24 protein-coding genes and 3 tRNA genes are annotated in these 26749 nt (G+C 52.6%); 17 read left to right on the top strand and 10 right to left on the bottom strand.

Annotated features, from left to right (window positions below):
* Positions 1-44: 44 nt before the first annotated feature.
* Positions 45-1205, bottom strand: coding sequence for a saccharopine dehydrogenase family protein (locus ACJJIW_RS20300; RefSeq protein ID WP_444936197.1), 1161 nt, complete (start codon positions 1203-1205; stop codon positions 45-47).
* 209 nt (positions 1206-1414) lie between these two features.
* On the opposite strand from ACJJIW_RS20300, the gene ACJJIW_RS20295 reads away from it, so the two are divergent.
* Genes ACJJIW_RS20295 through ACJJIW_RS20285 form a run of 3 tightly spaced genes read left to right on the top strand, consistent with a single transcriptional unit; the run spans position 1415 to position 4520 of the window.
* Positions 1415-2719: a condensation domain-containing protein gene (locus ACJJIW_RS20295; RefSeq protein WP_444936196.1), complete on the top strand. Its 1305-nt coding sequence runs from the start codon at positions 1415-1417 to the stop codon at positions 2717-2719.
* A gap of 52 nt (positions 2720-2771) precedes the next feature.
* On the top strand, positions 2772-3554 hold the full coding sequence (locus ACJJIW_RS20290) for a glycosyltransferase (protein ID WP_444936195.1): 783 nt from the start codon (positions 2772-2774) through the stop codon (positions 3552-3554).
* Between the two features lie 24 nt (positions 3555-3578).
* A complete protein-coding gene (locus tag ACJJIW_RS20285) occupies positions 3579-4520 on the top strand; it encodes an NAD-dependent epimerase/dehydratase family protein (RefSeq protein ID WP_444936194.1) in 942 nt (313 codons plus the stop codon).
* Here ACJJIW_RS20285 and ACJJIW_RS20280 read toward each other — a convergent pair.
* Both ACJJIW_RS20280 and ACJJIW_RS20275 read right to left on the bottom strand, forming a co-directional pair.
* Entirely contained in the window at positions 4517-5242 is a 726-nt protein-coding gene (locus ACJJIW_RS20280) for a UDP-2,3-diacylglucosamine diphosphatase (protein WP_444917650.1), read from the bottom strand. The two genes, ACJJIW_RS20285 and ACJJIW_RS20280, sit on opposite strands and share 4 nt — an antisense overlap.
* A gap of 35 nt (positions 5243-5277) precedes the next feature.
* A complete protein-coding gene (locus tag ACJJIW_RS20275; RefSeq protein ID WP_108733726.1) occupies positions 5278-5787 on the bottom strand; it encodes a peptidylprolyl isomerase in 510 nt (169 codons plus the stop codon).
* A 213-nt stretch (positions 5788-6000) separates the two neighbouring features.
* On the opposite strand from ACJJIW_RS20275, the gene ACJJIW_RS20270 reads away from it, so the two are divergent.
* The 11 genes from ACJJIW_RS20270 to ACJJIW_RS20220 all read left to right on the top strand — a co-directional run bounded on the left by ACJJIW_RS20270 (position 6001) and on the right by ACJJIW_RS20220 (position 19254).
* Positions 6001-7674: a glutamine--tRNA ligase/YqeY domain fusion protein gene (locus ACJJIW_RS20270; RefSeq protein ID WP_282932191.1), complete on the top strand. Its 1674-nt coding sequence runs from the start codon at positions 6001-6003 to the stop codon at positions 7672-7674.
* A gap of 87 nt (positions 7675-7761) precedes the next feature.
* On the top strand, positions 7762-9138 hold the full coding sequence (gene cysS, locus ACJJIW_RS20265) for a cysteine--tRNA ligase (RefSeq protein ID WP_444936193.1): 1377 nt from the start codon (positions 7762-7764) through the stop codon (positions 9136-9138).
* A gap of 114 nt (positions 9139-9252) precedes the next feature.
* Positions 9253-9441, top strand: a complete 189-nt coding sequence (locus ACJJIW_RS20260; RefSeq protein ID WP_108733723.1) for a DUF3012 domain-containing protein — start codon at positions 9253-9255, stop codon at positions 9439-9441.
* Between the two features lie 15 nt (positions 9442-9456).
* Positions 9457-10884 carry a Wadjet anti-phage system protein JetA family protein gene (locus ACJJIW_RS20255; protein ID WP_444886516.1) on the top strand — a complete coding sequence of 476 codons (1428 nt, stop codon included), beginning with the start codon at positions 9457-9459 and terminating at the stop codon, positions 10882-10884.
* Positions 10877-11641 carry a DUF4194 domain-containing protein gene (locus ACJJIW_RS20250; RefSeq protein ID WP_444936192.1) on the top strand — a complete coding sequence of 255 codons (765 nt, stop codon included), beginning with the start codon at positions 10877-10879 and terminating at the stop codon, positions 11639-11641. Before ACJJIW_RS20255 ends, ACJJIW_RS20250 begins: the two co-directional genes overlap by 8 nt.
* Before the next feature lie 156 nt (positions 11642-11797).
* On the top strand, positions 11798-15445 hold the full coding sequence (locus tag ACJJIW_RS20245; RefSeq protein WP_444936191.1) for an ATP-binding protein: 3648 nt from the start codon (positions 11798-11800) through the stop codon (positions 15443-15445).
* 42 nt (positions 15446-15487) lie between these two features.
* Positions 15488-16690 carry a Wadjet anti-phage system protein JetD domain-containing protein gene (locus tag ACJJIW_RS20240; protein WP_444897772.1) on the top strand — a complete coding sequence of 401 codons (1203 nt, stop codon included), beginning with the start codon at positions 15488-15490 and terminating at the stop codon, positions 16688-16690.
* Between the two features lie 169 nt (positions 16691-16859).
* On the top strand, positions 16860-17321 hold the full coding sequence (locus ACJJIW_RS20235) for a 6TM ABC transporter family protein (protein WP_444897771.1): 462 nt from the start codon (positions 16860-16862) through the stop codon (positions 17319-17321).
* A gap of 131 nt (positions 17322-17452) precedes the next feature.
* A complete protein-coding gene (gene msrC / locus ACJJIW_RS20230; protein ID WP_444936190.1) occupies positions 17453-17926 on the top strand; it encodes a free L-methionine (R)-S-oxide reductase MsrC in 474 nt (157 codons plus the stop codon).
* Positions 17926-18672, top strand: coding sequence for a spermidine synthase (locus ACJJIW_RS20225; RefSeq protein WP_444936189.1), 747 nt, complete (start codon positions 17926-17928; stop codon positions 18670-18672). The genes msrC and ACJJIW_RS20225 overlap by 1 nt, the downstream gene beginning before the upstream one ends.
* A 126-nt stretch (positions 18673-18798) precedes the next feature.
* Positions 18799-19254, top strand: coding sequence for a hypothetical protein (locus tag ACJJIW_RS20220; RefSeq protein ID WP_282932198.1), 456 nt, complete (start codon positions 18799-18801; stop codon positions 19252-19254).
* Positions 19255-19303: 49 nt separating this feature from the next.
* On the opposite strand, the gene ACJJIW_RS20215 is transcribed toward ACJJIW_RS20220, so the two are convergent.
* The 3 genes from ACJJIW_RS20215 to folD are packed head-to-tail and all read right to left on the bottom strand — an operon-like array spanning position 19304 to position 21872.
* Positions 19304-20320 carry a class I SAM-dependent methyltransferase gene (locus ACJJIW_RS20215; RefSeq protein WP_444936188.1) on the bottom strand — a complete coding sequence of 339 codons (1017 nt, stop codon included), beginning with the start codon at positions 20318-20320 and terminating at the stop codon, positions 19304-19306.
* 9 nt (positions 20321-20329) lie between these two features.
* Positions 20330-21034 (bottom strand): 16S rRNA pseudouridine(516) synthase RsuA, encoded by a 705-nt coding sequence (gene rsuA, locus ACJJIW_RS20210; RefSeq protein WP_282932200.1) that lies wholly within the window; start codon positions 21032-21034, stop codon positions 20330-20332.
* The gene (gene folD, locus ACJJIW_RS20205) at positions 21027-21872 is read right to left on the bottom strand and encodes a bifunctional methylenetetrahydrofolate dehydrogenase/methenyltetrahydrofolate cyclohydrolase FolD (RefSeq protein ID WP_108733712.1); all 846 of its coding nucleotides are present in this window, start codon (positions 21870-21872) and stop codon (positions 21027-21029) included. Before folD ends, rsuA begins: the two co-directional genes overlap by 8 nt.
* 340 nt (positions 21873-22212) lie before the next feature.
* Here folD and ACJJIW_RS20200 point away from each other — a divergent pair.
* The 3 genes from ACJJIW_RS20200 (at position 22213) to ACJJIW_RS20190 (ending at position 22575) form a co-directional block, all read left to right on the top strand.
* Positions 22213-22289: transfer RNA gene (locus ACJJIW_RS20200), tRNA-Pro, on the top strand.
* An 18-nt stretch (positions 22290-22307) separates the two neighbouring features.
* Positions 22308-22384, top strand: a tRNA-Arg gene (locus ACJJIW_RS20195).
* A 115-nt stretch (positions 22385-22499) separates the two neighbouring features.
* Positions 22500-22575 (top strand) — tRNA-His (locus ACJJIW_RS20190).
* A gap of 539 nt (positions 22576-23114) precedes the next feature.
* On the opposite strand, the gene ACJJIW_RS20185 is transcribed toward ACJJIW_RS20190, so the two are convergent.
* From ACJJIW_RS20185 to ACJJIW_RS20170, 4 genes are all read right to left on the bottom strand, one after another.
* Entirely contained in the window at positions 23115-24836 is a 1722-nt protein-coding gene (locus tag ACJJIW_RS20185) for an ATP-dependent nuclease (RefSeq protein ID WP_444937376.1), read from the bottom strand.
* A gap of 71 nt (positions 24837-24907) precedes the next feature.
* A complete protein-coding gene (locus ACJJIW_RS20180; protein WP_444936187.1) occupies positions 24908-25183 on the bottom strand; it encodes a hypothetical protein in 276 nt (91 codons plus the stop codon).
* Between the two features lie 235 nt (positions 25184-25418).
* Positions 25419-26456: a tyrosine-type recombinase/integrase gene (locus ACJJIW_RS20175; protein WP_444936186.1), complete on the bottom strand. Its 1038-nt coding sequence runs from the start codon at positions 26454-26456 to the stop codon at positions 25419-25421.
* Entirely contained in the window at positions 26456-26695 is a 240-nt protein-coding gene (locus tag ACJJIW_RS20170; RefSeq protein WP_282932265.1) for a hypothetical protein, read from the bottom strand. The genes ACJJIW_RS20175 and ACJJIW_RS20170 overlap by 1 nt, the downstream gene beginning before the upstream one ends.
* Between the last annotated feature and the right edge of the window lie 54 nt (positions 26696-26749).

Raw genomic sequence — 26749 nt, 5'->3', positions numbered from 1 at the left:
GTAAGGGTTCTGCCTTGATAAGGTCAACTAAAGGGCTTTTTCCCCTAGCTCGCCGCCAACGCAGGCAGTGAATTTTGCTCTGCAGGTAAAAACTCGATGGCAGTGACGATGGAGTAATCCTTCAGTTCATCCAGAATTTCATCCAGCTTCAATAGTTGCCAGCATGCGCGCGCGCCACTGTCTGAAATCTCACCGCGAAGGAATTTTCTCGCTAAAGCCACTGCGGGTGCTGCAGGAATCCAGACGCCATCGCCATCCATTCCAAGTATTTGCCACTGCCTACCAGCTGTCCTACCGTCAGCATCTTCACCCAGTGCGCGGACAATCATGCCGCCGTGAGAGCTGCCACCAGGCCAGCGGGCACTCAATTTATGGGCAATCTGTGCGATGCGGGAGCTTGTAGCGGGCAAATTTAGGCGCGAGAGTTGGGCGCACAAAGACAGGCCGGCCTGGAGAATCAGGGGCTCTGTCCCCGTGGAAAATAGTGCTGTGTTTAAATCTGGCAGGTATCTGGGGCACAACTCCAGGTCGGGTACTTCAAAGTCGCACAGCCAGCGTTTTCCCACAGGGTGGGCAAGACTTACCGAGCGCAGGTGATTTCCGGCAAATGATTCTCTCCAGCGCCCATCCCGCAATTGGGGGAAGCTCTCCCCCAGCGCTTCAAAGCCAGAGCGCACGGTGGCGAGGCCGCGCTCTACCTTGTGTGCCGGAGCAATTGCCGCCTGCACGGAGCGAATGACCGGCAGCTCTTTCTGGATTTCAGCTATGGCTGCTGAGCTGAGGCCGGGCAGGCTGCTGGCACCGGATACCATGGCGATACCGGCGGCCTCGGCGGCCGGGGAGAGACGGTGAAAATCACATACAAAGCGGCGCGCATCTGAAATATCGATGTAGGGTGTGCGGGCTTCAATGCAGGCTTTGGCCACCCGGTAATCAGTTTCTCTCTGGTAGGGGCCGGCACAATGGATGATTAAATCCAAATGCAGGGCCTTCAATTGTGCGGCGAGGTTAATGGAGTCCCGTTCCAGTCGTAACCCCTCGGCGAGACCGCCGAGTGATTGGGCGCAACGGTCGGCCAGCGATTTGTTATGGCCGGCAATGATCAGTTGGATATTGGGCTCCGTATTCAGCATTTGCGCGATGCGTGCGCCAAAATTGCCGTAGCCGCCGAGAATCAATACGCGTTTATTCAGGTTATTGATCACCTGGATGGAACTCCTGCCCCTTGTAGTCTGAAGAGATCATGCATTGTGCCGGCGACCTAAAGCAAGAGAATATTGATTGTGATCATAGTGAAGCGCCATTGCATCCCGCTGTTTTGTATATTCTAAAAGTAACGTGCCCGTGGGACTTGCGTATTTTTACTAGATTTAACCGTAATCTTTTGTCGGGCAAATGATTTTCGGAGACCGCCATGGCCGGTTGGAGTTTATCGACGCAGGTTCCTTTGTCGATCACTGAGCAGCGTATTTATGACTTGCATCACCGAAAGGATCTGGTCGACCTGATCACCCGCGCCATGGTGGTCAAGGGAGACCTGGATGTTGAGTTGTTTAAAAAGTCCATCTCAGAGGTAGTAAATACCTATCCGATTTTTCGTTGCCGCTATAGCGGAGAGTCCGCTGTTCGCTCTTTTGTCGATATCGAACTGGACTATTTGGATATTCGCCATTTGAGTGAAGCGCATGTTGCGAGTTTTTTGCGCCAATTTGGCAGTTCGCCAATTAATTTGGAAAGAGACCAATTATTGGGCCTTAGTCTTCTCCGCACTGGCGAGGATGAATATATCTTTTTAACCAAGTGCCACCACATTATTACCGATGGAATTAGCTTGTCACTTCTTTGGTCCGAAGCACTGTCTCACTATTTGAGTGGGGAAGTGGGGAAGGACTACCAACCTCGTGTGGAAACTACTGACTTTGCGGATTATGTAAATTTTGAACAAGCTTACCTGCAGTCGGCACGTGGACAGAAGGCGCGGGACTATTGGCAAGATCGACTGCAAATCCAAGAGGAAAAAATAAAGCAGCTACCCCAGTCTGAAGAGACTTCGGTTCTTTGCAGTGAAGCAGTCTGTAGTCTGGGCGAAGGGGAAATTGAGAGGGTGATGGCGTTGGCTAGCTCGGAGAATGTCAGCCTCTTTGCTTATTTGGCGGCGGCCTTTCAGCAAGTGCTATGTGAGTTTCTACCACACACTTTTTGGATGAGTGGGAATTTATCTCTTCGGTTGAAGAAGGAGCATCGGGAAGTGTTCGGCCCTATGTGTCGATATGTGAACCTGATGGTTTGTCGTGATGAGCCCTGGCATGAAAAGCTTGCGCGCCTGTCTACGGAGATAAAATATGCAATGCGCACGGTTTATGCGGCTGAGTCCATCGGTCCGCATGGCCGGATTGGCCATCACCTTGATGCATCCCATTGCTATTTGGTGACCTTTCTGCAAACGGAGGAGCACAGGGAAGGTTTTTTTGCTGTCTACACCGGCGAGACTTCAGATTGGGCAAGGTTGAATGATCACTTGAAGATCCGGATTGCCCCCCTGGCGACGCGCTTGACGCCATATGGCATCTATTTATCTATCACCGTCTTTGGGAAACAGTTGCGCTCGAGCTTTATCTACAATGAGAACTGCTTTGAGGAAAAACAAGTAGAAGCAATTGTAAGCCGCTGGTGTGACAGATTATTGTGCGGGCCTGAAGATGTACTTCCTCAGCTGTAAATAATGCTGCAAAGGGATTGTTGAGCCAATTGTTATGTCAAGATGTACTTTCGTGACTTTGGTTAATAGTCGGGATTATGTAATTGGTGCGATGGCACTAAAACGTTCATTAGATCAGGTGGCCAGTGCTCATCCGCTGGTTTGTATGGTGCCCGCAAATAGTTGTGATGTTTCGCCATTGGAAGCATCGGGTTGTTTGATCAAAGAAGTCTTCCCTCCCCATTTTTCTGATGAATTTGTCAGTCGCCATAAACGTGAAGCGCTGCACCGGCGCGCGCCCTTTGATAAGGGCAATAAACCAGCCTTTCACGATCCATTAAATAACTTTTGCAAATTGGCACTGTGGCAATTGACCCAATTCGATAAGCTTGTTTTCCTGGATGCGGACACCCTGGTATTGCGCAATATTGATCACTTGATGAATTATCCGGAATTTTGCGCAGCGCCCAATCTTTACGAAAACTTGGATGGGTTTCATCGTATGAATTCGGGATTGTTTACTGCGGTGCCGAGTGAAGCGACTTACCAAAAAATGCTTGAGCAGCTGGATCGACCAGGGGTTTTCTGGCGGCGTACAGACCAGACATTTTTACAGTCCTTTTTCCCTCGTTGGCATGGTCTGCCTTATATCTATAACGCCTTGCAATACCTCTACCTGAATTTACCCCAGCTGTGGCAGTGGGACAGTATTCATGTCATTCACTACCAATATGAAAAACCCTGGCAAAAACAGCACTCAAAAGTTGAAAAGCTCAAGCCCCTGATCGACTTATGGTGGGCGGTTTACGAAGGGCGAGATATCGCCGTTGATCTGGGTGAGTTAGCCCGTGCTTAGAAAATAAAATCGAGAGAGGGAATTGTGAGAATAGGGATAACTGGTGCGAGTGGCTATGTGGGGCAATTTCTGGTCAGGCATTTTTTGCGGCAGGGCTATGAAGTGCGAGCATTACTGCGCAGGGAGGAAAGTGCAGATCTTTTTCGCAGTATTGCTTCACCCAGATTGGCGTGGAGCGTCGGGGATATTACTTCTGATACAACACTACAGACATTCGCCAGCAATCTGGATGTGGTGGTGCATGCAGCTTTCGAGCATCTTCCCGGTCGCTATCGAAATGGAGAAGGGGGTGATCTTGAGGGTTTTTTACATGTAAATCTCAATCGAACCCTGGCATTAATCCAATTCGCCTATGCAGCGAAGGTAAAAAAATTTGTATTTATTTCCAGTCGTGCCGTTTATGCCACTGGAAAGTTGAGCGGTTCTTTAAGTGAGGAGCAGGTTGTTCAGCCGGATACTTTCTACGGCGGCTATAAAGCGGCTGTGGAAGCCATGCTGTCTGCTTGGGCGTATCAGCGTGGCTGGCATACAGTTTCATTGCGCTTAACTGGAGTTTATGGGCTGGTGAGTCCGCTAAGTCGTAGCAAGTGGTATGACATCGCTCGAGCAGTGATATCTGGGGAAGCCTATTTAAATTCCCGGCTTTCAACGGAAGTGCACGGAGAAGATGTGGCGCGGGCGGTAGAGCTTTTACTGGAGCACAAAGATGCCCGGGGGCGGGCAGTAAACTGTAGTGATTGCCTGGTTAGCAGTCGCGAGTTGGTGAAGATTCTAAGATCGATATCCGGACAGCAGGGACCGCTACCTCCCCAGCCACAAATGAAACCGCCAGCAGTGATGGATTGCGCTTATTTACAGGGAATAGGTTTTCGATTTGGGGGTGTGCAGTGTTTGCGGGAGACGCTTGAGGAATTGGTAGAGGCTGTGCAGCAACAGCAGAGCCTCTACCAAAACGCCGGCTCCTAGCCGATCGGCCAGTGAATCAACTCCAGTGAGTCGTTGTCCGCTTTCAGGCACCAGGCATTCTTATCCCAGTCTCCCAGCACAATACGCTCCGCCGGTTCACCGTTGATCGTCAACGCGTGGCGGGCGGGCCGGTGGGTGTGGCCGTGGATCAGTCGAAGCACATTGTGCTCGAGCATCACCCGTTCCACTTCTTCCTGGGTTACATCCATGATGTCTTCGGCCTTGCGGCTGTTCATACTCTTGGATGCCATACGAATCTGCGCGGCAATAGCGCGGCGTTCCTGTAGGGACTTGGCCAGTAGCTCTTGTTGCCACTTGGGGTCCCGGGCCTGGCGGCGGAACGCCATATACTCTTTGTCGAGGGTGCAAAGGCTGTCGCCGTGCATAAGCAGCACGCGCTCATTACCGAGGGACAACGCAGTCGGGTCCTGAAGTAAAGTGGCTCCCGCGCGCTGGGCGAAGTCGCTACCCAGCAGGAAATCCCGATTGCCGTGCATCAGGTACAACTCTACGCCGGTACCACTATAGCGACTTAGCTCGCCAATCACTTCGCGGGCCAGCGGGGCATCGTCGTCGTCGCCAACCCACGCCTCAAAAAAGTCGCCGAGAATATATAGCGCCTCAGCACCGGCAGCTCGCCCGTGCAGGAAATCAAAAAACGCCCGGGTAATATCCGGGCGTTTTTCGTCGAGGTGCAAGTCAGAAATAAAATAAGTAGACAATGTCCCCGCCTTAGAGTCGGTACTGACCCGTGGAATTACTTATCGGCGTAGGCGTCAGAGATGCTGATACCGGTGATTTCGATAGTCTCCAGGGGTACGTCCTGGTGGAAGCCTTTGCTGCCGGTTTTAACGTCTTTGATTTTGTTGACCACGTCCATGCCGTCGACAACCTTACCAAATACGCAGTAACCCCACCCCTGAGAGTCTTCGCTGCGGAAGTTCAGGAAATCGTTGTCCTTAACATTGATAAAGAACTGGGAGCTGGCGGAATGTGGGTCCATGGTGCGGGCCATGGCCAGGGTGCCAGTGTCGTTCTTCAAGCCATTGTTGGCTTCGTTTTCGATGGAATCGCGGGTTTCCTTCTGCTGCATGTCCGGAGTCATGCCGCCACCTTGGATCATAAAGTTGTTGATCACCCGGTGGAAGACAGTGCCGGTATAGAAATCGTCACGGCAGTACTGCAAGAAGTTGGCAGCAGTCTTGGGTGCCTTTTCGAAATCCAATTCGATGGCTATATCTCCATGGGTTGTGTGAAGGGTGATCATAAAATGTCCTATGAGGGTTGATTTGGGGCGGCATGATACCTTGTAGTCTGTAGCTGTAAAATGCTGTGTCGGAATATCTGTGTCAATTGCACAAAAATCAAACGCTTGCAGTGAATTTCTATGAAAAGCGTTCCTTCAAATTCGATATTCTGTCTCTCAAGTAGGTTATAATTCGCCGTTTACGTTCGCACAGCTGTAAATTAAGAGAATCCTATGACATCCGAGAGCAAGCCAGCTCACTTTTTACAGAACCTTATCCGTGAAGATCTGACTGAGGGCCGGGTTACGCAGATCGCGACCCGCTTCCCGCCGGAGCCCAACGGCTACCTGCATATTGGCCACGCCAAGTCCATCTGTCTGAATTTTGGTCTGGCGCAGGAATTCGGTGGCACCTGTAATTTACGCTTTGACGACACCAACCCGGCCAAGGAAGAGGAAGAGTTTGTCGATGCGATTAAGCGCGATGTCTCCTGGCTTGGTTTTGAGTGGAATGGCGAGGCGAAGTACTCCTCGGATAATTTTGATCAATTGTACGAGTGGGCTCTGCACCTGATTAAAGATGGCAAAGCCTATGTCTGCGACCTGTCCGCAGAAGAAGCTCGTCACTACCGTGGCACGCTGAAAGAGCCGGGCAAGAACAGCCCCTTCCGGGATCGCTCTGTCGAGGAAAACCTGGCGCTGTTTGAAAAGATGCGCAACGGTGAAATGGAAGAGGGCCAGTGCAGCTTGCGCGCCAAGATCGATATGGCCGCACCGAATATCAACCTGCGTGATCCGATCATCTACCGCATCAAAAAGATGGCTCACCACCAGACTGGTGATAAGTGGTGTATTTACCCCAGCTATGATTTCGCTCATGGACAGTGTGATGCGATTGAGGGTATCAGCCACTCCATCTGTACCCTGGAGTTTGAAGATCACAAGCCGCTGTACGACTGGCTGATCGAGAACCTGCCGGTGCCTTCGCGCCCGCGTCAGTATGAATTTGCCCGCCTGCATCTCAACTACACCGTGGTGTCCAAGCGCAAGCTCAAGCAGTTGGTAGATGAAGGCCATGTAGACGGCTGGGATGATCCCCGCATGCCGACCCTGTCCGGTATGCGCCGTCGCGGCTTTACTCCGGCTTCCATTCGCAACTTCTGCGAAATGATCGGTGTAACCCGCTCCGACTCAGTTGTCGATGTGGGCATGCTGGAATACAGCATTCGCGACGATCTGGATAAAAATGCACCGCGCGCCATGTGCGTAATGGAGCCTTTGAAGGTCACCCTGAAAAATTACCCGGAAGGCCAGGAAGAAATGCTGTCAGCACCTGGCCATCCGGTGCGCGATGATCTGCCGGCCCGTGAACTTCCTTTTGGCCGCACTCTCTATATTGAGAAAGAGGATTTCCGCGAAGAGGCCAACAAGAAGTACAAGCGTCTGGTGCTGGGCAAAAAAGTTCGCCTGCGCAACGCCTATGTGATCTTTGCTGAAGAAGTCGTGAAGAACGATGCCGGAGAAATTGTTGAGGTGATTTGCTCGGTTGATCTGGACACCCTGGGCAAAGATCCGGCCGACGGCGTTAAGCCAAAGGGCGTTATTCACTGGGTATCTGCGGACAACAATGTCGATTGCGAAGTGCGTCTATACGATCGCCTGTTCAATGATGCGGCGCCGGATGCCGGCGGCAAGAACTTCCTCGACTGCGTAAACCCGGACAACCTGCAAATCCTAAAAGGCTGTAAGGCGGAAATCGGCCTGGCCAAAGCGGAGCCGGAGCAGGGTTACCAGTTCGAGCGCAACGGCTACTTCTGTCGCGACAGCAAGTACGGCAGCGCGGAAGCGCCGGTGTTTAACCGCACCATTGGTCTGCGCGACAGCTGGGCCAAAGAGCAAAACAAATAGCAAAGCGGAGAGCTGCCCGAGCGGCAGTTTTCGCGGCTGGGTCAATGACTGGCCCAGCCACACAGCAAAAAGAATTCGAGAGAAAAGATGTCTCTACAGGTCTACAACACGTTTTCCGGGAAGAAAGTACCCTTCGTACCATTGGTGGAAGATCAGGTGCGCATGTATGTGTGTGGCCCCACCGTGTACAACCGCGTGCATATTGGCAATGCCCGCCCTGTGGTGGTGTTCGACACCCTGTACCGGGTACTGAAAAGAAACTTCAGCGATGTGATTTACGCGCGCAATATTACTGATATTGACGACAAAATCATGAAGACCGCGCGGGACAACGGCGAGGAAATCGGCGTGCTGTCGGCGCGCTATGCCCAGGCCTACTACGAGGATATGGCCGCGCTCAATAACCTGGAGCCGGATATTGTCCCCTACGCCACCCAGCACCTGCCGGAAATGATCGCGATGATCGAAAGCCTGCTGGAGAAAGGTCACGCCTACGCCGCTGAGGGCCATGTGCTGTTCGCCGTGGAATCCATGCAGGAATATGGCCAGCTGTCCAAGCGCTCCCTCGACGATATGCTCGCCGGTGCGCGGGTGGAAGTAGCGCCTTACAAAAAGTACGCCGGTGACTTCGTACTGTGGAAGCCGTCCGCCGATGACGAGCCCGGCTGGGACAGCCCCTGGGGCCGTGGGCGCCCGGGTTGGCACTTGGAGTGCTCGGCCATGATCAAGAAGCACCTGGGTGACACTATCGATATCCATGGCGGCGGTCGCGACCTGACCTTCCCCCACCACGAAAACGAGCGCGCCCAGAGCTGTTGCGCCAATGGTGTGGATTTTGTGCGCTACTGGATGCACAACGGCTATGTAAATATCAATGGCGAAAAGATGTCCAAATCCCTGGGCAACTTCCGCATGGTCAAAGACCTGCTGAGCCAATACCCCGGTGAAGTGCTGCGTTTCGCACTGCTGTCTGCCCACTATCGCTCTGAGCTGAATTTCAGTGCTGATTTGCTGGATCAGGCATGGCGCACCCTGGATACTCTCTATGGCGCACTGCGTGAAACGGAAGCGGTTGAGGCTGAAGCGGCAGATCTTAATGACACCGCCTTTATCAGGGCGTTGGAAGACGATCTGAATACGCCGATCGCCATCAGCGAATTGCACCAGATTGCCCGTGACTTGAACAAAGCCGATGAGGTGGATAAAGCGCGCCTGAAAGGCTTGCTACTGGCCGCTGCAGATATGCTGGGCATTCTCCAGCAAGACCCGGAAGCCTGGTTCAAACAGGCCCGTGGTGGAGATGAAGGTATTTCTGCCGAAGAAGTTGAAGCACTGATCGAAGAGCGCGCACAAAGCAAGAAGAACCGTGACTTTGCCCGCGCCGATGAGATTCGCGAAGAGTTAAAATCCAAAGGTGTGGTGCTTGAGGATAGCCGCGAAGGGACCAAGTGGCGCCGCGAATAGCGCGGTCCCACCCCGAGACACGGATAGACTTGAGACACCGATAGATTTTCCCCGGTTTGGCACATTGCGGCCGCCGGGGAAGTGAAATTCGAATTTCATTTGTAGAAGCGAACCATGAAAAAAGTATTTGTCCTGACCAGCGCTGTGATCGCCCTTATCGCACTGACCGGCTGTGAGCCCAAACGGGGTTCCGATGCCTGGTGCGAGAAAATGGATGGCATTCCCAAAGGGCAGTGGACTTTTGACGATACCCGCGACTACACAAAATATTGTGTCTTCAACCAAAAGCCGGAAGAGGAATAAGCGGGCCTATAGTCGTTGTTCTTCGTCGATTCCTACCAACACTTCTTCCGCCCGCTGACCGGTAAATACCGCGAACAGGTGGTTGAGTGCTTGCGTCTTTTGTATGAGCGTCTGTACACCGCCAAGGCTGACTACGGTGAGTCTTTGCTGCGCGAGCAGATCTTGGAAATTTTTGCCGAGGCCCTGACCCGCGCGCCCCAACTCGATAGTGAAGATGGAGTGCAGGACCCCGAGGGCCGCTTCCGCAACCTGCGCGATCAGGCCGTCTGGGTACTGAACAGCCTGGTGGAGTTCGGTTGGCTGGAGAAGCAGGTGGACAGCGCCACGCTCACCGCCACCTATCCGTTTAGCCGCCGGGGCCGCCTTTTCACTCAGCCGCTAGTGGAGGTGAACGGCACTCGCGTACGCACCCGCCACCGGAATACCCGCAACACCTTAAATGCCCTGGAAGCCTTTGCCAGCCGAGGTGAAATCCACGACTTGATCGATGCCTGGGAATACTCCGAGCGTATCGTGGCGGATTTCACCGATATGATCGCCGAGCTGGAAGAGCGCAAGCGGGAAATGGTGCGGGAAGTTGAGGCCCAATTGCTGGTGCAGCAGGCCACCGATGAGTTTTTCTCCTTTATGGAGAGCCGCTTCCAACCGGACCTGGCTATCCGTCTGTCTGCGGACAGCGTGGAAAAACATCGCGATTCCATCAACCGGGTGATTGACTGCATTCGCCGCAAGGAGGATATGCAGAAAGCGGAGTGGGAGAAGCGCCTGCGCCAACTGCTGCCGGAGTTGGTGCAACCGGGCCAGTCCCTGCTGTGGCTGATGCTCGACACCATCGAGGACCGCATGCGCCGCGCCTGCGAGGTGAAGTTGCCCGCTTTGCGCCGCGCACTACAGGGCTTTACCAAGCGCGCGGATATTATTATCCGCCAGCTCAGCTACCTGCACAGCCAGGCCGAAGGTGAATTTGCCGACCTGTGCCAGCGTCTCGGTGAAAGCCAGCAAAAAACACAAATTCTCGAGCAGCTGGGCGAACAGTTAGGCGGCTTCCAGCTGCGCCTGTTTGACCCCAAGCAAACCCAGCTGTGGCAGCGCAATCGCCGCCAGCCGGTGAATACCCGGGTTGAAGATGAAACCCCCATCGGTGAAGAGAACCGCCGCGAGATCGAGCTGCAACAATTGCTCGACCAGGCGTTTAATTTCAACAACAGTAACCTGCGCGATTATCTGAGTGATGCCCTCGGCACCGGCCGCCAGATCAACAGCCGCAACCTGCCATTGCGGGATGCGCGTGATCTGCTCGCTATGAGCCATGTGATCGAAGCGGCGGCGGTGAACCAGAGCGGTGCCGCCGACCTGCAGGTGAAATTTACCGGTGAAATCGCCAGCAATGACTATTTCACCGAATTTGACGAATATATCCTGGAGCTGAAAAACAGTGATTGAACAGGCTTTGGAAGAGGCCCTGGCGCAGTGTCGCCTGAACCGCAGCGAATTTTCCGAGCTGCTGGTGCGCCTGTTGGATTACGGCGTTATCTGCCGGGATGAAAGCGTAATTGAGACCACGCTTTACGATCGCTTCCAGCGCTGTGAGCAGCTGGTGCGCGAGTGGTTGGTCCCGCTGGGGTTGCGTTTGCAGCACGACAGCCGTTTCCAGTTTATCCGCGTGTATCCGCCCGGCGCCGAAGTGCCGGGACTGCCGGACCAGGAAGAGCCGCACCACGGCGGCTTCCGCGCCCGTCTCAGCCAACAGGAAGTGGCCGCGATTCTCGCCCTGCGCGTGGAATACGATAAAGCGCTGCGGGAAGGGCAGGTGGATGAGAGCGGCTGTGCCGCGCTATCGATGGAAGCCCTGGAACTGGGCATGCGCAACCTGCTGAAAATGTCCCTGCCGGATAAGCACGCCGAGCGTAAAAACCTGCTGAAGAAATTGCGCCAGCTGCGTCTGGTGCAGTTCAGCAGTGAAGAAGTGGAGACCAGTGCGGAGGTTTGGTTGCGCGTGCGCCCGACCATTGCTCACTTTGTCAGCGAGTCGGTATTGCACCAGCTGATCGACAGCGAAGTCCCGCCCGCAGTGGAGAGCGGGACTACTCAAGCTGATGAAATTGATGAGGCTGAAGAAGCAGAAGAAGAGCAAGCGCTCGAACGCATCACTCCAGAAGTCGAAGATAACAGCCTGTTTGAGAGTGAAGCCGCTTCCTAGTTGAAAATAGAGGCCGCACTAGCGGCTATAAAAAATCGAAAACATTCGACCGCCCGGGTTTGCGTAAATCGCGCCCGGGAGCCTCGGAGAAGGGTGTCGGCTTCCCGCCTGCAAAAAAGACCCTGCTTTTGAAAAGACCGTTTTTTTGAAAAGACTATGTTCCTAAAAAAACTGATCCTGATTAACTGGGGCAATATCCCGCAGTTGGAATATGATTTCGGCCCGATCAACCTGTTTTCCGGTGGCAACGGTTCCGGTAAAACCACGGCGGCTGATGCTATCCAGACATTGATGACCGCCGCCCACGATACCCTGTTTACCTTTAACCCGGGGCAGGATGAAACCACCCAGCGCGGGCGGGGTGGCAAGCAGGTGCGGACGCTAGCTTCCTATGTACTGGGTTGTGACGATGGCAGTTATGCCCGTGTAGAGCCCACCGACTGTTACATCGCCGGTATTTTCCATCCCACCAGCGGTGAAGACGATGCTGAGCCCTTTACCGCAGTGATGGGTATTCGCGCGCACCTGGATAACAGCAGCAAGCCCGCCCAGGCTCGCCAAAGTGATTTGCGCTTTTTCGTATTCCCCGGCGAACAGTTGGTGATGGGGGATTTTGTCCGGGATTACACCGATGGTAAACACCTGCTGCCGCTGGATAAATTCAACCAGGTCCTGAGCAAGCAGTTCGAAAAAGTAGAACAGTACGACAAGAAAAAGGCCTACTTGCGCCGCCTTTACGGCGCCCTGCGCGGACGCCGCGATGCGGTCTCCGATCGCGAAGCTATGCACGCCGCGCGCACCTTTGCCAATTTTATGGCCTACAAGCCAGTAAAAAGCATCAACGATTTTGTCGCCCAGGAAGTGTTGGAAAAACGCGATCTGGGTGATGCCATCCGCTCCGTATCCGAGCTGATGAAAACCATTCACAGCATGGAGCAGGAAGCCCGCCAGATTGTGGAGCGGGTCAGTTCCCTGGAGGCCATCGCCCAGTCGGTAGAGCTCTACCGGGAGCAGTGGTTGCAATTGCGGGTGCAGGAATATTTGTGCGCACGCCACCGCCAGCAGCGGGTGCAAAAGAGTTATCTGAGCGGCAAGAACGACCAGAAAAAACTGCGCAGTGATCTGGATAACAATGAGCGGGAAGTGCGCGTCGCTTCCGAGCGCGTCGAGCAACTCAATGGCCAGCTGGTAGAGCTTCAAGCCCAGCGCCTGGGTATCGATGCGCTGCGCAATAAGGACGAATTGGAACAGCGTATTAACAATGCCCTGAGCCTGCTGTCCCAGCAGCACACCCCCATGTCTGCCGAAGAGGCCCGCTGGCGCGAGAACCGCGAGGCCGCTGAAGAATTATTAAACCTGCTCAACTCCACCTCCGCCGAGCTGGAAATTCCCGCCTTCTCCGATAAGGCACTGGTGCAGGCAATTAAGCAGGTAGCCCGTGAGGAAGACCTGCCGGATTTGCACAAGTTGCTTGGCAAGGACTGGATCGATCTGGCCGCACTGGAGCCACTGCGAGAGCGCGCCGCCAGCAGTGAGGCCCTACAGAACCGCCTCTTCGACCTGCTGGATAGCAGTGGTAAAGCTGGCGCCAGTGATGAGGTTTCCCCCAAAGAGCAGATTGCCCAGCAGGCCTCCCGCTGGGAGCAAAAAGTGCAGCAACTGCAAAAGCAGCTGCGCACCCAAGAGAGTCGCATTCAGCATCTCCAGGCCAATCGCGTGCGCTACCCCCAATCGGTAGAAGTGGCCCTGGCTGCAATTCGCGAGCAGTGCCCAGAGGCGGAGCCCCGCGTCCTGTGTGATTATGTGGAAGTGCTGGATGAGCGCTGGCAGATGGCGATTGAAGGCTATTTGGGCGGCGCGCGCTTCTCGATTATTGTGGAGCCGGAACACGAGGCCCGCGCGATTCGCATCGTGCGCAGCCTGCCCGGGCGCAACAACCGCGCCCGCGTGATCCAGGGGGATAAAGCCCGCCGCGATGCGGAGCGCCTGGATATGCCGTCGGGCTCCATTATCGAACTGATGGAGTTCACCCATAAAACTGCCGAGCACTATTTGCGCGCCTCTTACGGTGCCGTGGTTCAGGTGGAGGATGAACACGAGCTGCGCGGCACCCGCCGGGGCCTGACTGCCGACGGTATGGCCAGTGGCAACTACAGCATGTGGCGCTGCGATATGGACGATGCCGAGCTGGTATTTGGCCAGGGCGCCCGTGCCCGCGCACTGGCGGCGCAGCAGCGCGCTATGGAGCAGTTGCTGGAAGAGGCCGCCCACGTCAACGAGCGCCACCAGCTCTACCGTCGCGTCACCAATGCAGTGCGCGGACTGGCGAATATCAAGCTGTTGTCCATTGTGGATACCGCCCTGGCGGCCCAGCGGGAATGGCGCAGTGCCGAGCGCGCCCTGGAAAACCTGGACCTGAAGGACTTCGAGCAGTTCGAGCAGCAGGTCGATGAACTTAAGGCCCAGCTCAAAGATCAGCAAAAGCAGCTGTCGGACCTCCAGCGCAAACATGGCTCTCTGGAGACCAAGCTAAGAAGCAACGACAAACTCTTATACGCGCTGTCTGGCGAGCTGGAGTCCCTGGACGATGCCGCCAGTGACAGCGAGGAAATGGTAAGGCGTATTACCGCCATCGATCCCACTTTCGATGCCGAGCAAGTACTGGTTATTGCTGATGAGCAGGTAGAGCGCGCAGCTGACAACTTCGATTTCTCTGCGGATATCGAAAGTTGGCAGGGGCAGCTGGAGAAATACAGTCGCCAGTTGGATCGCGCGGTGATGGAGTACAACGCCACCTGTGCCAGCGTCGATACCCTGGTGTTTGAGCCAGACTTGAGTGGCGGCCACAAAGATGGCTTGTTCAAGTTGATCAGCGGTCTCGGCGATCAGGTAGAGACCCTGCGCAACCGCTTGAAGAATAACCTGTTGGTGGAGCGCCACGATCAACTGCTGGGATTGAAAAAATCCTTTAACACCACTTTTGTAACCCACTTGTGCCACGCTATTTACCAGTCCATTAACGATGGTAAGCGCGTGTTGGATGATCTGAACAAAGAGCTGGAACACCACCGCTTTGGCGCCGACCGCGAGCGCTTCCGTTTCGACTACCAGTGGGTGGCGGAATTCAAGGAGTACTGGAGCTTCTTTAAGGCGGTAATTGAACTGCCGAATCTGGGTGAAGAGCAGAGCCTGTTCGACACGGACTTGGCGCCCAAGCACCGCAAGGTGCGGGATCGCCTGTTGAGTATGCTGTTGAGTGAAGACGAGCAGGTAGCGCGGCGCGAGCTGGATCGAATCAGCGACTATCGCAACTACCGCAGCTATGAGATCTATAAGGAACCGGAAGGTAAGGAGCCGATTGCGCTCAGCCAGTACGGCACCGGTTCCGGCGGCCAGCTGGAAACGCCGGCTTATATTATCCGCTCCGCAGCGGTCACTTCGGCCTTCCGCTTTGGTGAGAGTGGCAGCCATTTGCAGATGGTGCTGGTGGATGAGGCCTTCTCCAAAATGGATGAGTCCCGCTCCAAGGAAGTGATCCGTTACCTGACTGAAACCCTGGGGCTACAGCTGCTGTTTATTATGCCTAGCAGTAAATCCGGTCCTTTTATGGACCTGATCTCGAATCAGTTTGTATTCAGTAAGTGCCCCAGTGCAAAGCCCATCGGCCAGCTGAATACCCGGGTGTATGTCGATCGCAAGGTGTGCAACCAGGAGCGTATCGCCGAACTCTGGGCCAATCACCGCCGCACGATTCGCCAGCAGGCGTCGCTGGATTTTATGGACCTGGTAGAAGTAGAGGGATAGGTATTTTCGGGGGAAACCCCTCCATTGGCAGGGAGGCAACCGATGGAAAAGACATTGCCCTATTGGGTAGAGGAAAACCCGCTGTTAATCGGCATCCTGAATTTTATTCTGGATCGGCGGGACAGCCAGCTGGAACGCGGCAAGGAAGCCCGCATTAGTTTCAGGCTGGATTTGCGCGCTGGCAGTAAACGCTGGTTGGAAGTGTTGGAGCCCCTCAGGGACCCCGATCAAGACGAGCAGGAGCTGTGGAATGAATTGCAGCATTTTGCGCGGGAATACCAGTGTTTTACGGTAAAACCGAATCCGAAAAGGCGGCCGGGTATTGCCGAGTGGCAAGGGGCCCAATTGATTTTTCGGGATGCCAGCGAGGAACAGCTGCGCCTGTGGCTCAATCGCCCATCCCCCACCGTTCGACAATCCGCCTGGACGAGTCTGCTGGAACCCTATGTCGATCGCTTTGAAAATCCCTCTGCTTTTCCCCTCGAGGGCTTGGAACTCCAACCGGGGTTTGATTCCGTCGAAGAAATTATTGCTTGCTGGGTGTCCGTCGGCAAAGAGCTGATCTTTGCCAATAAAATTTCCTGGCGACAATTAGCCGCACGCTGCTTTAAAGGGGATTCCAAATACCTGGAATTACCCAGCCGCCAATCTCTGGTGCGCAACCTCTATCCTGACCTGAGCCGTAAAATCCAGGGGCGCCAGCTTTTACTTCACGCCTACCTCCCCAGGCAATTTGAGCAGGTCATTTTTATCGAAAACCAGGACACTTTTATTAGCCTGGCGGAGCTGCAACCCAGTCGTGCAGCACTGGTTTATAGCGAGGGCTACCAGGGAGGCGCAGAGAGGATTCGCAATGGGGAGAGGGTTCGCTTCAGCACTATTAATGTGGTTAGTGAAAATATCCGGCAGCAATTCCTAAGCTGGTGGCACGATGGGGAGTCCCGAACGGTTCCAACATTTTTCTGGGGGGATCTGGACTATGAAGGATTGCGGATTGCCGCAGCGCTGAGAAAGAGCTTTCCCGACTTGCAGTGCTGGCGCCCGGGCTACGATCTGTTACTGCATTTTCTGCGCACGGGAAAAGCCCATGCTCCGGAGCAGGCGGAAAAGGTGGGGCAAAAGCTGGTGCAAGCGATTGGTTGCCAATACGCAGATAGCACTCTGCTGCCAGCAATTTCAGACAGCAATCGCTATGTGGATCAGGAGGCGGTTGAGATTGGGGAGCTGGCTGGGACATTAGTGTGAATATGTCGCTATCCGATAAATTTTAATTGTTCGTTTTTTATGGAATGGTGACTATCAAGGTGTCGGCGGGCGTTTGAACTTGTTTTTTATGCGCAATTTCTCGGAAGATAGAAAAAATATGCTGTAAAAATGCCCCTCAGAATAACAAGTGCAGTTTCCGGAGTTTGCTATGCGTCAGTTTTCCATCCTGGTCATTTTTGCGTTGGCCTTTGGCGGCGCCGCCGTGATGTACGAGAAGGAAAGTCGTAAAGTAAAAGGCGTGTTGACCCAGATTACTGAACTTCAGGCGCAGATGGGTGATTTACAGGCGGAGATCAACCGCCTGAACAGCGAATTGGAAACCGTGAAGCTTGCGGAGCGCCGCCGCCCTAATCTGAGTGCTATGGCCAACCGTATTCGCCGTGAAGGTAGCGGCAATCCCGCACAAGTTGCGCCCAAGCCAAAAGTGGAAGACCGCTTTGAAAAGTCGCGCAACCTGATGCAATCAGACGTTACCAGCGCGCCGCCGGCTATCCAGTCGAACACTCGTAGCAACAATGATGAAAGCGAGTGGTCTCGCCCAACTGTAGATGCCGATGAGTATCGCGGTGAGACCGGTGAAGAGCCTGCAGTGGTCGATCCCTACCAGTAATTTTGCACTCTGCATATTGATTCCCTCGCCAAAGCCCGCAAAATACCTGCCTCCCGCAGGATACTGTTTTGCGGGTTTGCCAGTTTTAGCTGACACGATTTGAAATTATAAGTGGGCAAGGGGCGCTAGGTATGTCGCTGAACAAGTTTTACACCACCTTAAATGGGCAGCTGGAAGGATTGCTTTCTGCGGAGCGAGACTGGCTGGCTAACACCGCCAATGCCAGTGCGCTGTTATTTATGGAGCTGGAGGATATCAACTGGGCCGGCTTCTATTTCCTCTACGGTGATGAATTGCGTTTGGGGCCCTTCCAGGGCAAGCCCGCCTGTACCCGGATTCCAGTGGGCGCCGGTGTATGCGGTACTGCTGTTTCGACCGGTGAATCCCAATTGGTAGAGGATGTGCATCAGTTCCCCGGCCATATCGCCTGCGATGCCGTGTCGGCTTCAGAGGTGGTAGTGCCGCTCTATGACGAAGCGGGTCGTTGCCTGGGAGTGCTGGATATCGATAGCCCCAGTGTGGCGCGCTTTAGCGAGGAAGACCTGGCGGGCTTACAGGATTTTGCCCGGGTATTGCTCAAGTCCTCAGACCTCTCGGCGAGCTGATGGCGCTGCTTTGGCAAAAGCAGGTTGGCGACACCTGTTACCAGGTGCGCAACCATGGCGCCAGTGTGCGCCTCTACAGCAATGGGGTTTTCCACTCTCAGTGGAATCCCCGCGATCCGCTCAAGGGCTCCCTATGGGAGTTATTGCTGCTACCGGCATACTTCCTCCCTGAAGAGCGCTTGAATTCGGTATTGGTGCTCGGCGTTGGTGGCGGCGCCCTGATTCGCCTTTTGCAGGCGTTCACCTCCGCCAAGCGTATTGTCGGCGTAGATTTGGACCCGGTGCACCTGGATATTGCCCGTCGCTTCTTTGGCGTGCGCGATGCTGAACTGGTGTGCGCGGATGCCTGTGACTTTGTACGCGACCACTTGAAGCGACCCTCTCACAGCACTTTCGACCTGGTGATTGACGATTTATTTGGGCACTGCGACGGCGTAGCGCAGCGAGCGGTACCTGCCGATAAGTCCTGGTGCTCCAGTCTGATGCGCCTACTTCATAAAGATGGCGTGCTGGTCAGCAACTTTGGGGATAGGCCCGAGCTACAGAACAGCGCTTGGCGCGACAAAGCTCTGCGCGATCGACTCGGCGGTGCCTGGATGGCCTGTATGCCCCAGTACGAGAATCATATCCTGGCAGTGAGCAGAAGAACTCTGCGCAAAGGTGAGCTGGCGGCCAGGGCCCCAGAAAAGATTAATCCCGCCAACCCCAATCGGCGCCTGGATTTCCGCATGAGCCAGCTTCGCTGATCTCGACAACCCCCACAGAGGCTGGCCCCTAAAATCCCTGTCACTTTAATAGTGATATTCATTGGCGCCCTTTGTCACCTCGTGACTATACTCAAGTTGAGCGAAGTGTTCTGCCGGGATCGATTGATGCGGTACAAAACTGTTGAGGAAGTGATTCAGGAAGGAAGGGATTTTCATGCCAAGTTGGCGCTGCAATACGAAGAGTATGAGCAGCTTGCCACCAATGAACGGGTCGAGTTGCTGCTGGATCAGCTGCGACGACGGGAAGATTCCATGAAGCATTCACTGGAAAACTTCCATGCAGACCTGCCCCCTGGAGCCCTACATACCTGGGTGCAATTTGCCCCGGAAGGGCGAGAGAAAGAATTTTTGCAGCGCTTGCGCGGCATTGATATTGAAGACTTGGAGCAGATTGCCAAGTTGGCCATGGATATCGAGATCTACCTGGCCGATCAATATCGGGACCTTGCCCAGGGTGCTGAAACCCCATCGGCACGGGATGCGTTCGAACGATTGCGACAACTCGAAGAGTTGGAAGAGCATACGCTGTCGATGAACTTGTTTAATTTGCGCGATTACTAGCCTTTAATCCTGTTTCCAGGCGACTGCTGCCGGCCTGCGCCCCCAGCTCTTAGGGGCGCAGTCGGTATACGCAAAATCCCTGCTCTTTGGTGATTAAATCCACCTGGGAAAAATAGCGGGGCCCTTTTTTCGCCAGGGGAATAAATTCATTCACCACAAAAATTGCAGCGCCGGAATCTTTGAGAATCCGAGCACTCTGTTGCAGAAAGCGATCGGTCAAATCTCCCTCCACCTGAAAGCCCTGATGGAAAGGTGGGTTGCACAGCACCAGGTCGGCGATTTCACTTTCCAGTTCAGAGCCTGCGTCAGAGGGCACAACGATGCCTTCGACTCCTTGTTCGGTAAAATTCTTGCGGCAGGCCAATAGAGCAGCAGCGTTATTATCCGTAGCGGTAAAATGATATTTACCCAAAGCGGCTAATTGCATACTCAGGTAGCCATAACCACAACCGAGATCAACAATACGAGAACCGTCCTGTGGCAACTCAGTGGTTAATTGCTGGGCGAGTAGGGCACTGCCTTTATCGATTTTGTTCCAACCGAACAATCCCGGCTTGGAGTAGAGGTCGCCAAGCTCGGGCAGCTTTTGTAACTGGGCGTACTGAAGCTCACCGATTGGATTGCCGGTGTCCTCGTGAGCGACAACATTACTGCTCAGGTAGTCGTTGCCGTTTTTTTGCAAGTGCTTGGCAGTGCCCAGGCGCTCGGCTACTTTGGCGGCGTAGCTTTTGATTCCGCTTTGCTTTTCCCCCAGCAGAACCAATTCGCCACCTTCACCGAGGAAGTGAGGTGCACAATCAATAATATGGTGAACTACGGCCTTTTCTTTCGAAACGGCGTAGACAATACGGCGGTATTTGCGGTCCAGTTCTTCGAAGTGGAAATCGTTGAAGAAGCTCCGCTTCACCGTATTTTCGGCGAGCTCGGCAATATCCCAGCGGTTACTGATTAAATCCCCGGCAAAATGAAACCCCTCCTGGTGTAAGAGGGGTTTGCTGTTTTCATCGGCGATCCACAGGGTTTCCTCTGGGGCCTGGATAAGTTCCTGATGTAGAAGGGCTGACATATCTTTTTTTTAATTGATAGAGGCAATTTCTTCAGGGGTCAGGAGGCGGTAATCACCTTCCTGAAGCTCTTCATCCAAGATGATTTCGCCGATCTTTTCCCGGTGCAACTCCAGTACCTTGTTGCCCAGGGCCGCAAACATACGCTTCACCTGATGATAGCGCCCCTCACCGATGGTGATGCGCACTTCGTTGGCAAAGAGGATCTCCAGCTTGGCGGGCTTGGTTCTCTTCTTTTCGTTATTGAGCCAGACACCCTTGGCAAGCTTAGCCACGGCATCTTCCTCAATTTTCTCGGCCAACAGAGCGTAGTAGGTCTTGTCGCAATGGTGGTTGGGGGAGGTCACCTTGTGGGACCACTGGCCGTCATCGGTAAGCAGTACCAGGCCGGTGGTATCAATATCCAGGCGCCCGGCAATATGCAGCTTTTCCTTGTTAGGCTCATCAATCAGGTCCAGCACAGTAGGGTGCTCGCCATCTTTGGTGGCACTGACATAGCCCAGGGGCTTGTTCAACATAATGTAGCGGGGCCCCGGCTCGTGCAGGGGCTCATCATCCAGGCACAACTCATCACTGACTTGTATTTTGGTGGCTGCATTGGTGACCACTTCACCATTGACGGTAATGCGCCCCGCCCAGGCGGCGCGCTTTACATCAGTGCGGGAGAGGTCGGTGACCTGGCTGACCGCTTTATCCAAACGAATCAGGTTAGCCAATTTTACGCTCACCGGAATCGACAGATTGATAGATCAGGGTATTGATGGTCATGGGACCAACGCCACCGGGTACTGGGGTGTAAGCGGCAGCGCGCTCGGTCAGCGGGCCCAGCTCGATATCGCCGACACCGCCGGGGTGGTAACCGGCATCCACAACCACAGCGCCATCCTTAATCCACTCGGCCTTGATAAACTCAGGCTTGCCCACGGCGCCCACTACAATATCGGCGCGGCGGATATGCTCGGCCAGGTCTTGGGTGCGGGAGTGGCAGATAGTCACGGTGGCATTGGCATTCAACAACATGGCCGCCATCGGCTTACCCAAAATGGGGCTGCGACCCACAACCACGGCGTGCTTGCCTTCCAATTCAATATTGTAGGCCTCCAACAGGCGCATAATTCCTTTAGGAGTCGCGCAGCCGTAAGCCTCTTCACCCATTGCCATACGGCCAAAGCCCAGGCAGGTTACACCGTCTACATCTTTCTCCAGGCTGATTGCATCAAAACAAGCGCGCTCATCGATCTGCGCCGGTACCGGGTGCTGGAGCAGAATGCCGTGGACGTTGGGGTTGGTGTTGAGTTCTTCGATCTTGGCGAGCAGCTGCTCAGTGGTGGTGGAGGAGGGCAGTTCCACCTGGAGGGAGTCCATGCCGATTCGGCGGCAGGCATTGCCCTTCATTTTTACGTAAGTGGCAGAGGCGGGGTCATCACCTACCAGAATGGTCGCCAGGATTGGCGTTTGGCCACCACTCTTTTCCTTTAGTACGGCTACCCGAGCCGAGAGTTCCTCTTCAGTTTTCTGTGCCAGGGCCTTGCCGTCCAGAACCAGTGCAGACATAGATACTATCTCTAACAGTAAAAAATCGATGGCTAATAGACCGGAATCTGCTTCAGCACCTACTTTATATAGAAGGGCGGAAGCCGGCGATTTTTAAAAACGCTTACTTTTTATCCGGTCGGATTCGCGAAGTGCGCCATTTTCGCACAGGTTGGAAATAATTTCGCCACTTCTGGGCCCAGATAGGCAAAAGGATAAACTTCTTTAAAAATAATAGCTTAGAAGCGTTGACATGGGCCGGGGGTATCATTACTATGCACGCACTTCGCAGCTACAGCGACTTACACAACCACCTACGAGGCGGTTAACAGGGTCAAAGAGGTGCGAATGATTGGAAAAACGGGGCATAGCGCAGTCTGGTAGCGCGCCTGCTTTGGGAGCAGGATGTCGGGGGTTCGAATCCCTCTGCCCCGACCAATTTTCCGGGTTCACCTTGCGCCCGTAGCTCAGCTGGATAGAGCATCCGCCTTCTAAGCGGATGGTCGCAGGTTCGAGTCCTGCCGGGCGTGCCATCTTCACAAGATGGTGCTGGTTTGGCAAAAAGGACTTAGTCTGAAGCCAGATTGGCTGTAAGAGGTATCCGGCAATCAGTACTGCCACAAGGTGCTGAAGTATATCACTTTTATGGTGGCCGTAGCTCAGTTGGTAGAGCACAGGATTGTGGCTCCTGAGGTCGCGGGTTCGATCCCCGTCGGCCACCCCAGATTCTTCCTTGTTTTTCAAGGACTTAAAACCCCGCCTAGTGCGGGGTTTTTTAGTTTTGGGCCTCGGTGTACGAATTCGGTGTACGAATCTCTGCCTCAATCTATGTTGAGGTTTATTTTTGTGGGTAGTTGGGGGCTAGAGTTCTCTCATGGCTACTTTTAGAGAATTTCTGGGGGCCTGCCAGTCAAATGACCTAGATGATGAAATTGTTCATTATTATGGGGTTCCCTTACTCTTCGATAGGTTCATTTAGAGGTTTTCGGGCCTTTAATTGTTGTTGGTGCTGATATTTATGTGGGCAGCAGCTCTAGCGATGAATGTTGCATTCTGGCTATAGGGTAGGCGTGAAGTCAAAATGGTTTATGGGCATTAGAGTGTGTAGGAGAGGTTTGTTCTCCCTGGGGCGGCGTTATACCTCATGTGTCTGCTTATTTATTAAGGAGCAAAGCCTCAAGTTGTGAGAAGTTTTGCTCCTTAAGTGCAAGTTTATATTTTGAGGTGTATCTAAATCCCCTGTTTGCTCGACGCGATATTTAATTAATGCTCTTCTGTCTCAGGCTGTTTCAGAGTTGTTGCAGGTTCTTTATCGGGGGTGGGGGGCTTATTGTACGGGCCCCTGTGAACCTTAGCGATGAAATCCCTAAGGTCTGATAGTTTTTCATCATCTAATGGGATGGTGGATAGAAGGCGTGTGACGAATTTGGGGCCATGGACTCCTATTTCCTTACAGAAGTTTTCTATTTCTCCAACGGGTACTAGATAAATTCCTATATTTTCTAGTTTTTCTACTAGATTATTATAAATAGTTTGGGCGTCCCCGCTGGGTAGTCCTGCTATGCCATATTTTTTTAATATGTTCCAAGGCTTATTTTGCTTAAGAGCCGCCTGAATTTTGCCTCTAGGTAGAGTGTCCTCTTCTGACTCGTTTAGAATTTTGATAATGTCAGATTTTATTTTCTGTTCGCTAGGAGGCTTTATTCCACCGCGAATGTCTGCATCAAGTCTTTTCCATAATGGCTCAATGGTTAGCCAGTCTCCTCCAAATGCTTCTACTGTACTTTGTACTGTCTGCCTCTCAGCCAGAAAATCTATATCAAATATTGCCTTGACTGGTACACCTGTCGCGTGAAGTGCTTTAGCTACTTTGGCTACTCCGTGCTTACCTCCGGTAGGCACATAAGCAGTATCTAGCCACTGTTCTTGAGACTGCATGCTTAGGTGGTCGGCAATGCAATTAAAAAGCCTACAGTCACTATCATCTTCGCAAATAATGGTTTGTTCATGGAAGATTCCTTCAAGAGCGTTCGAGTATCTGAGTTCAGGCTTTTCCCATAGTTCTCTAATGGTTTCTTTAGAGACCTCCAATATCGTACTTTCATTTTCCATTCTGCTTATTCTTAATATTCTTATATTTCCTCGTGTACCTTCGAGAAATCCTCTCAATATATCACTGCTGTGTGTTGAGATGAAAAGTTGGCCAATTACTTCAGAGGCAAGTATTTCGCCTAGCTTTCTCATTTGTGGAGGATGTAAAAAAGCTTCAGGTTCATCTATAAGAGTTATACTTATATTTCTCACGATTGCTTCAAGTAAAATTCCAGCAAAGCTTTTCATTCCATCCCCTTGCTCATCCAAAAGGGGATTATCTCTTACCGCTTTCACATATTGGGGGCTTACTCTATCGATTAGGCCTTCAAGCTCGGAGCTTTTTCCTACATGAATGGGTACTTTGGAGCCGCCCTTGAAGTCAATCATTAAATCTTTGCCGAAAGCTTGCCTGAATAATGAGCTAACCTTTTCCATAAGCTCATCATTTTCATATAATACGTGCTGTGGTTTTGTTTTTTGTTGCCCTGGAGAAACGCTGCTTTGTTGGTGGCATATAGACAATCGTTCATCAGCAGTGATTAGCTTGACGAAACCGTTCAATAGTTGGCCTTGAAGGTAATGGCGGTCCCAATTTCTAATGATATCTTTTTGGATTTTCCAATCTCGATAGTTATAAAAACCGTTTATATAATCAGCTTCTGCCTCTAGAAATGACATGAGATCTCCTGCGGACCCCTCTTTAGCTAATTTTAATCCTTTAATGATCAGGCAATCGGCTGTTCTACCTTTTTCGCAAACTCTTGATATTTCTCTTAAAAAGAGAGATTTTCCACTATTGTTGGGGCCTACTAAAATTATTTTTTCATCCTTTTCTATTTTTATAGTAACTTTGTTAAAGAATGATATCTCTGATATAGAGGCGGTTGGCATGGTGTTCAAATTTGGCTCCACGAATTTTGAATAATTAAGTGCTATCGCTTTATTTTGCGCTGGGGTTGAGCTTATTCATCTCGCAAGCGCCAACTTTCTTTTTCCTTTTCGTTTCTAATTATCTTTTTACTTTTTCCTGCGACGTGCTGAACACGAGCGGATTCTAAGTTTAGATTTGATGATATTGCTTCCGTGCTTCGAAAGCGTTGATTTGATGACTTTATTAGGTTGTATATCTTTTTTTCATCATGCAGAAAGATAATTCTCTTGATACACCAGGCAATGATTGCAAAAGCGATTGAGGCTAGTAAACCTTGAGTTATTTTGTTATTTAGTAGTTCTAGCATGGGCAGGTCTTGTTTTCAGTATAATCGAGTTTGAGCATAATCGAGTTTGAGCAAGTTGTGCACTATCGCAGCGTGTGTTGCGTAATCTTTAATTGTAGGTTGGTGTAGGAGGAGCCTCTATCTACATTATGGTCACTTTGGGGTGTTTAGCGTGCAGATTGATGGCGCCAAAAGATAAGTTTGTAATCTTAATTGTACTGTACGTAAAATCAAGTATTGTGCTATTTGGGAAACTTCAAAGTTTTTGCGCTTTATTTCTTGTTCGATTTAGGCTAGTCACCCGATCCGCCGTACGGTTATACCGCTCAGCCATAGATCGCGTCTTATGTCCGGTAAATTTTTGAACATCGCCATCAAAGTCACTGGCTGCTTTGATTTTCAAATCATGAAACCGAAAGCGCTGTTTGATAGCGCCAGCGGCCAAGGCTGCTCGTTGCTCCCTTTGCCAGATAGCATTAAACCCGGTGCGGGTGTAGGCGCGGCCAACGCGGCTGCGGATGATATGGGTGGTTTGGATTTGTGCTTCGGTATTAGTGGCTACAGCGCGATCAACGGCTTCTTTGAGGGCTGAGCTCCATAGCTTCAATTGAGCTTTGCCTGTTTTGGCTTGAACGATCAATAGGCCATCTTCTTGGATGTCTGCGCGGGTCAGGGCGAGTACATCCTGTTGCCTGGCTGCACACAAATAGCTGATTTCCATAGCACACTGGTGCATCACATGGCCGCGATCACCCAGCCATTGCCAAAATGCTTGGTATTCCCAGTCTTCTACGTAGCGCCCGCCGGGCTTTACTTTAATTGTTTTTACTACTGCTGTGGGGTCTTCAATCTTCACGAAGCCCCTGGCTTTGCCCCATTTCATCACAATGCCTAGAAAGGTTCGCTCTCTATTGGCTGAGGTGGGGTACTCAGCGCCGCGCGCATCCATAAACATTTGCACTAGCGGAGAGGTGATATTGTCTGGTTCCATCTCCCCAAATACCGCGAGAACACGTTGGCTGTAGCGGTAGTAGTCTTTTTGAGTCTGCGGTTTTATATGTTTGGTGTACTGAGGGGAGGCAAAGTAGAGCTCCACTAAATCCGCGAAGGTAAAGGTCTTTTGCACTAGACCGGCTAGGTATTTCTCATAGGCAACCCAGACTTCAGCCTGGGAGGCGTCGTGGCCGGCAATATGCTTGGTTGGTTCACCATGCTTGTGAAATCGATAGCCGTTTTTGTACCGCGCTACATGCGGTGGCATCCATGCATTTTCGGGGTTGCGCCTTCTGCCCATTAGCTTGCTGCTCCAAGGTTAAAGCCTGGGGGTAGGTTAACACCGGCTAAGTCAGGTTTTGAGGTTCCTCGGGCCAGAATGGCTTGATTAACCATTTCCCAGGTGAGTGCAGGGGATCGGTCCTTTTTCAGCACATAGGGGATTCGATTGGCATCGAGAATGCGCTTTTGCTCCTCGGCATTTTCGGCGCCAGCGCCTGTTAGTCGGGCTATCTCATGCTTGGTTAGCAAGTTACCCATCGCACATCCCTCGCGTAGTTGTCTTCTACCTAAAAAGCCCGCACTTGGCGGGCT

The organism is Microbulbifer maximicatervae (SeqCode) (genome assembly GCF_052467815.1).
Note: the sequence above shows the minus strand (reverse complement) of the source record. Positions and strands in the feature narration are given on the sequence as shown.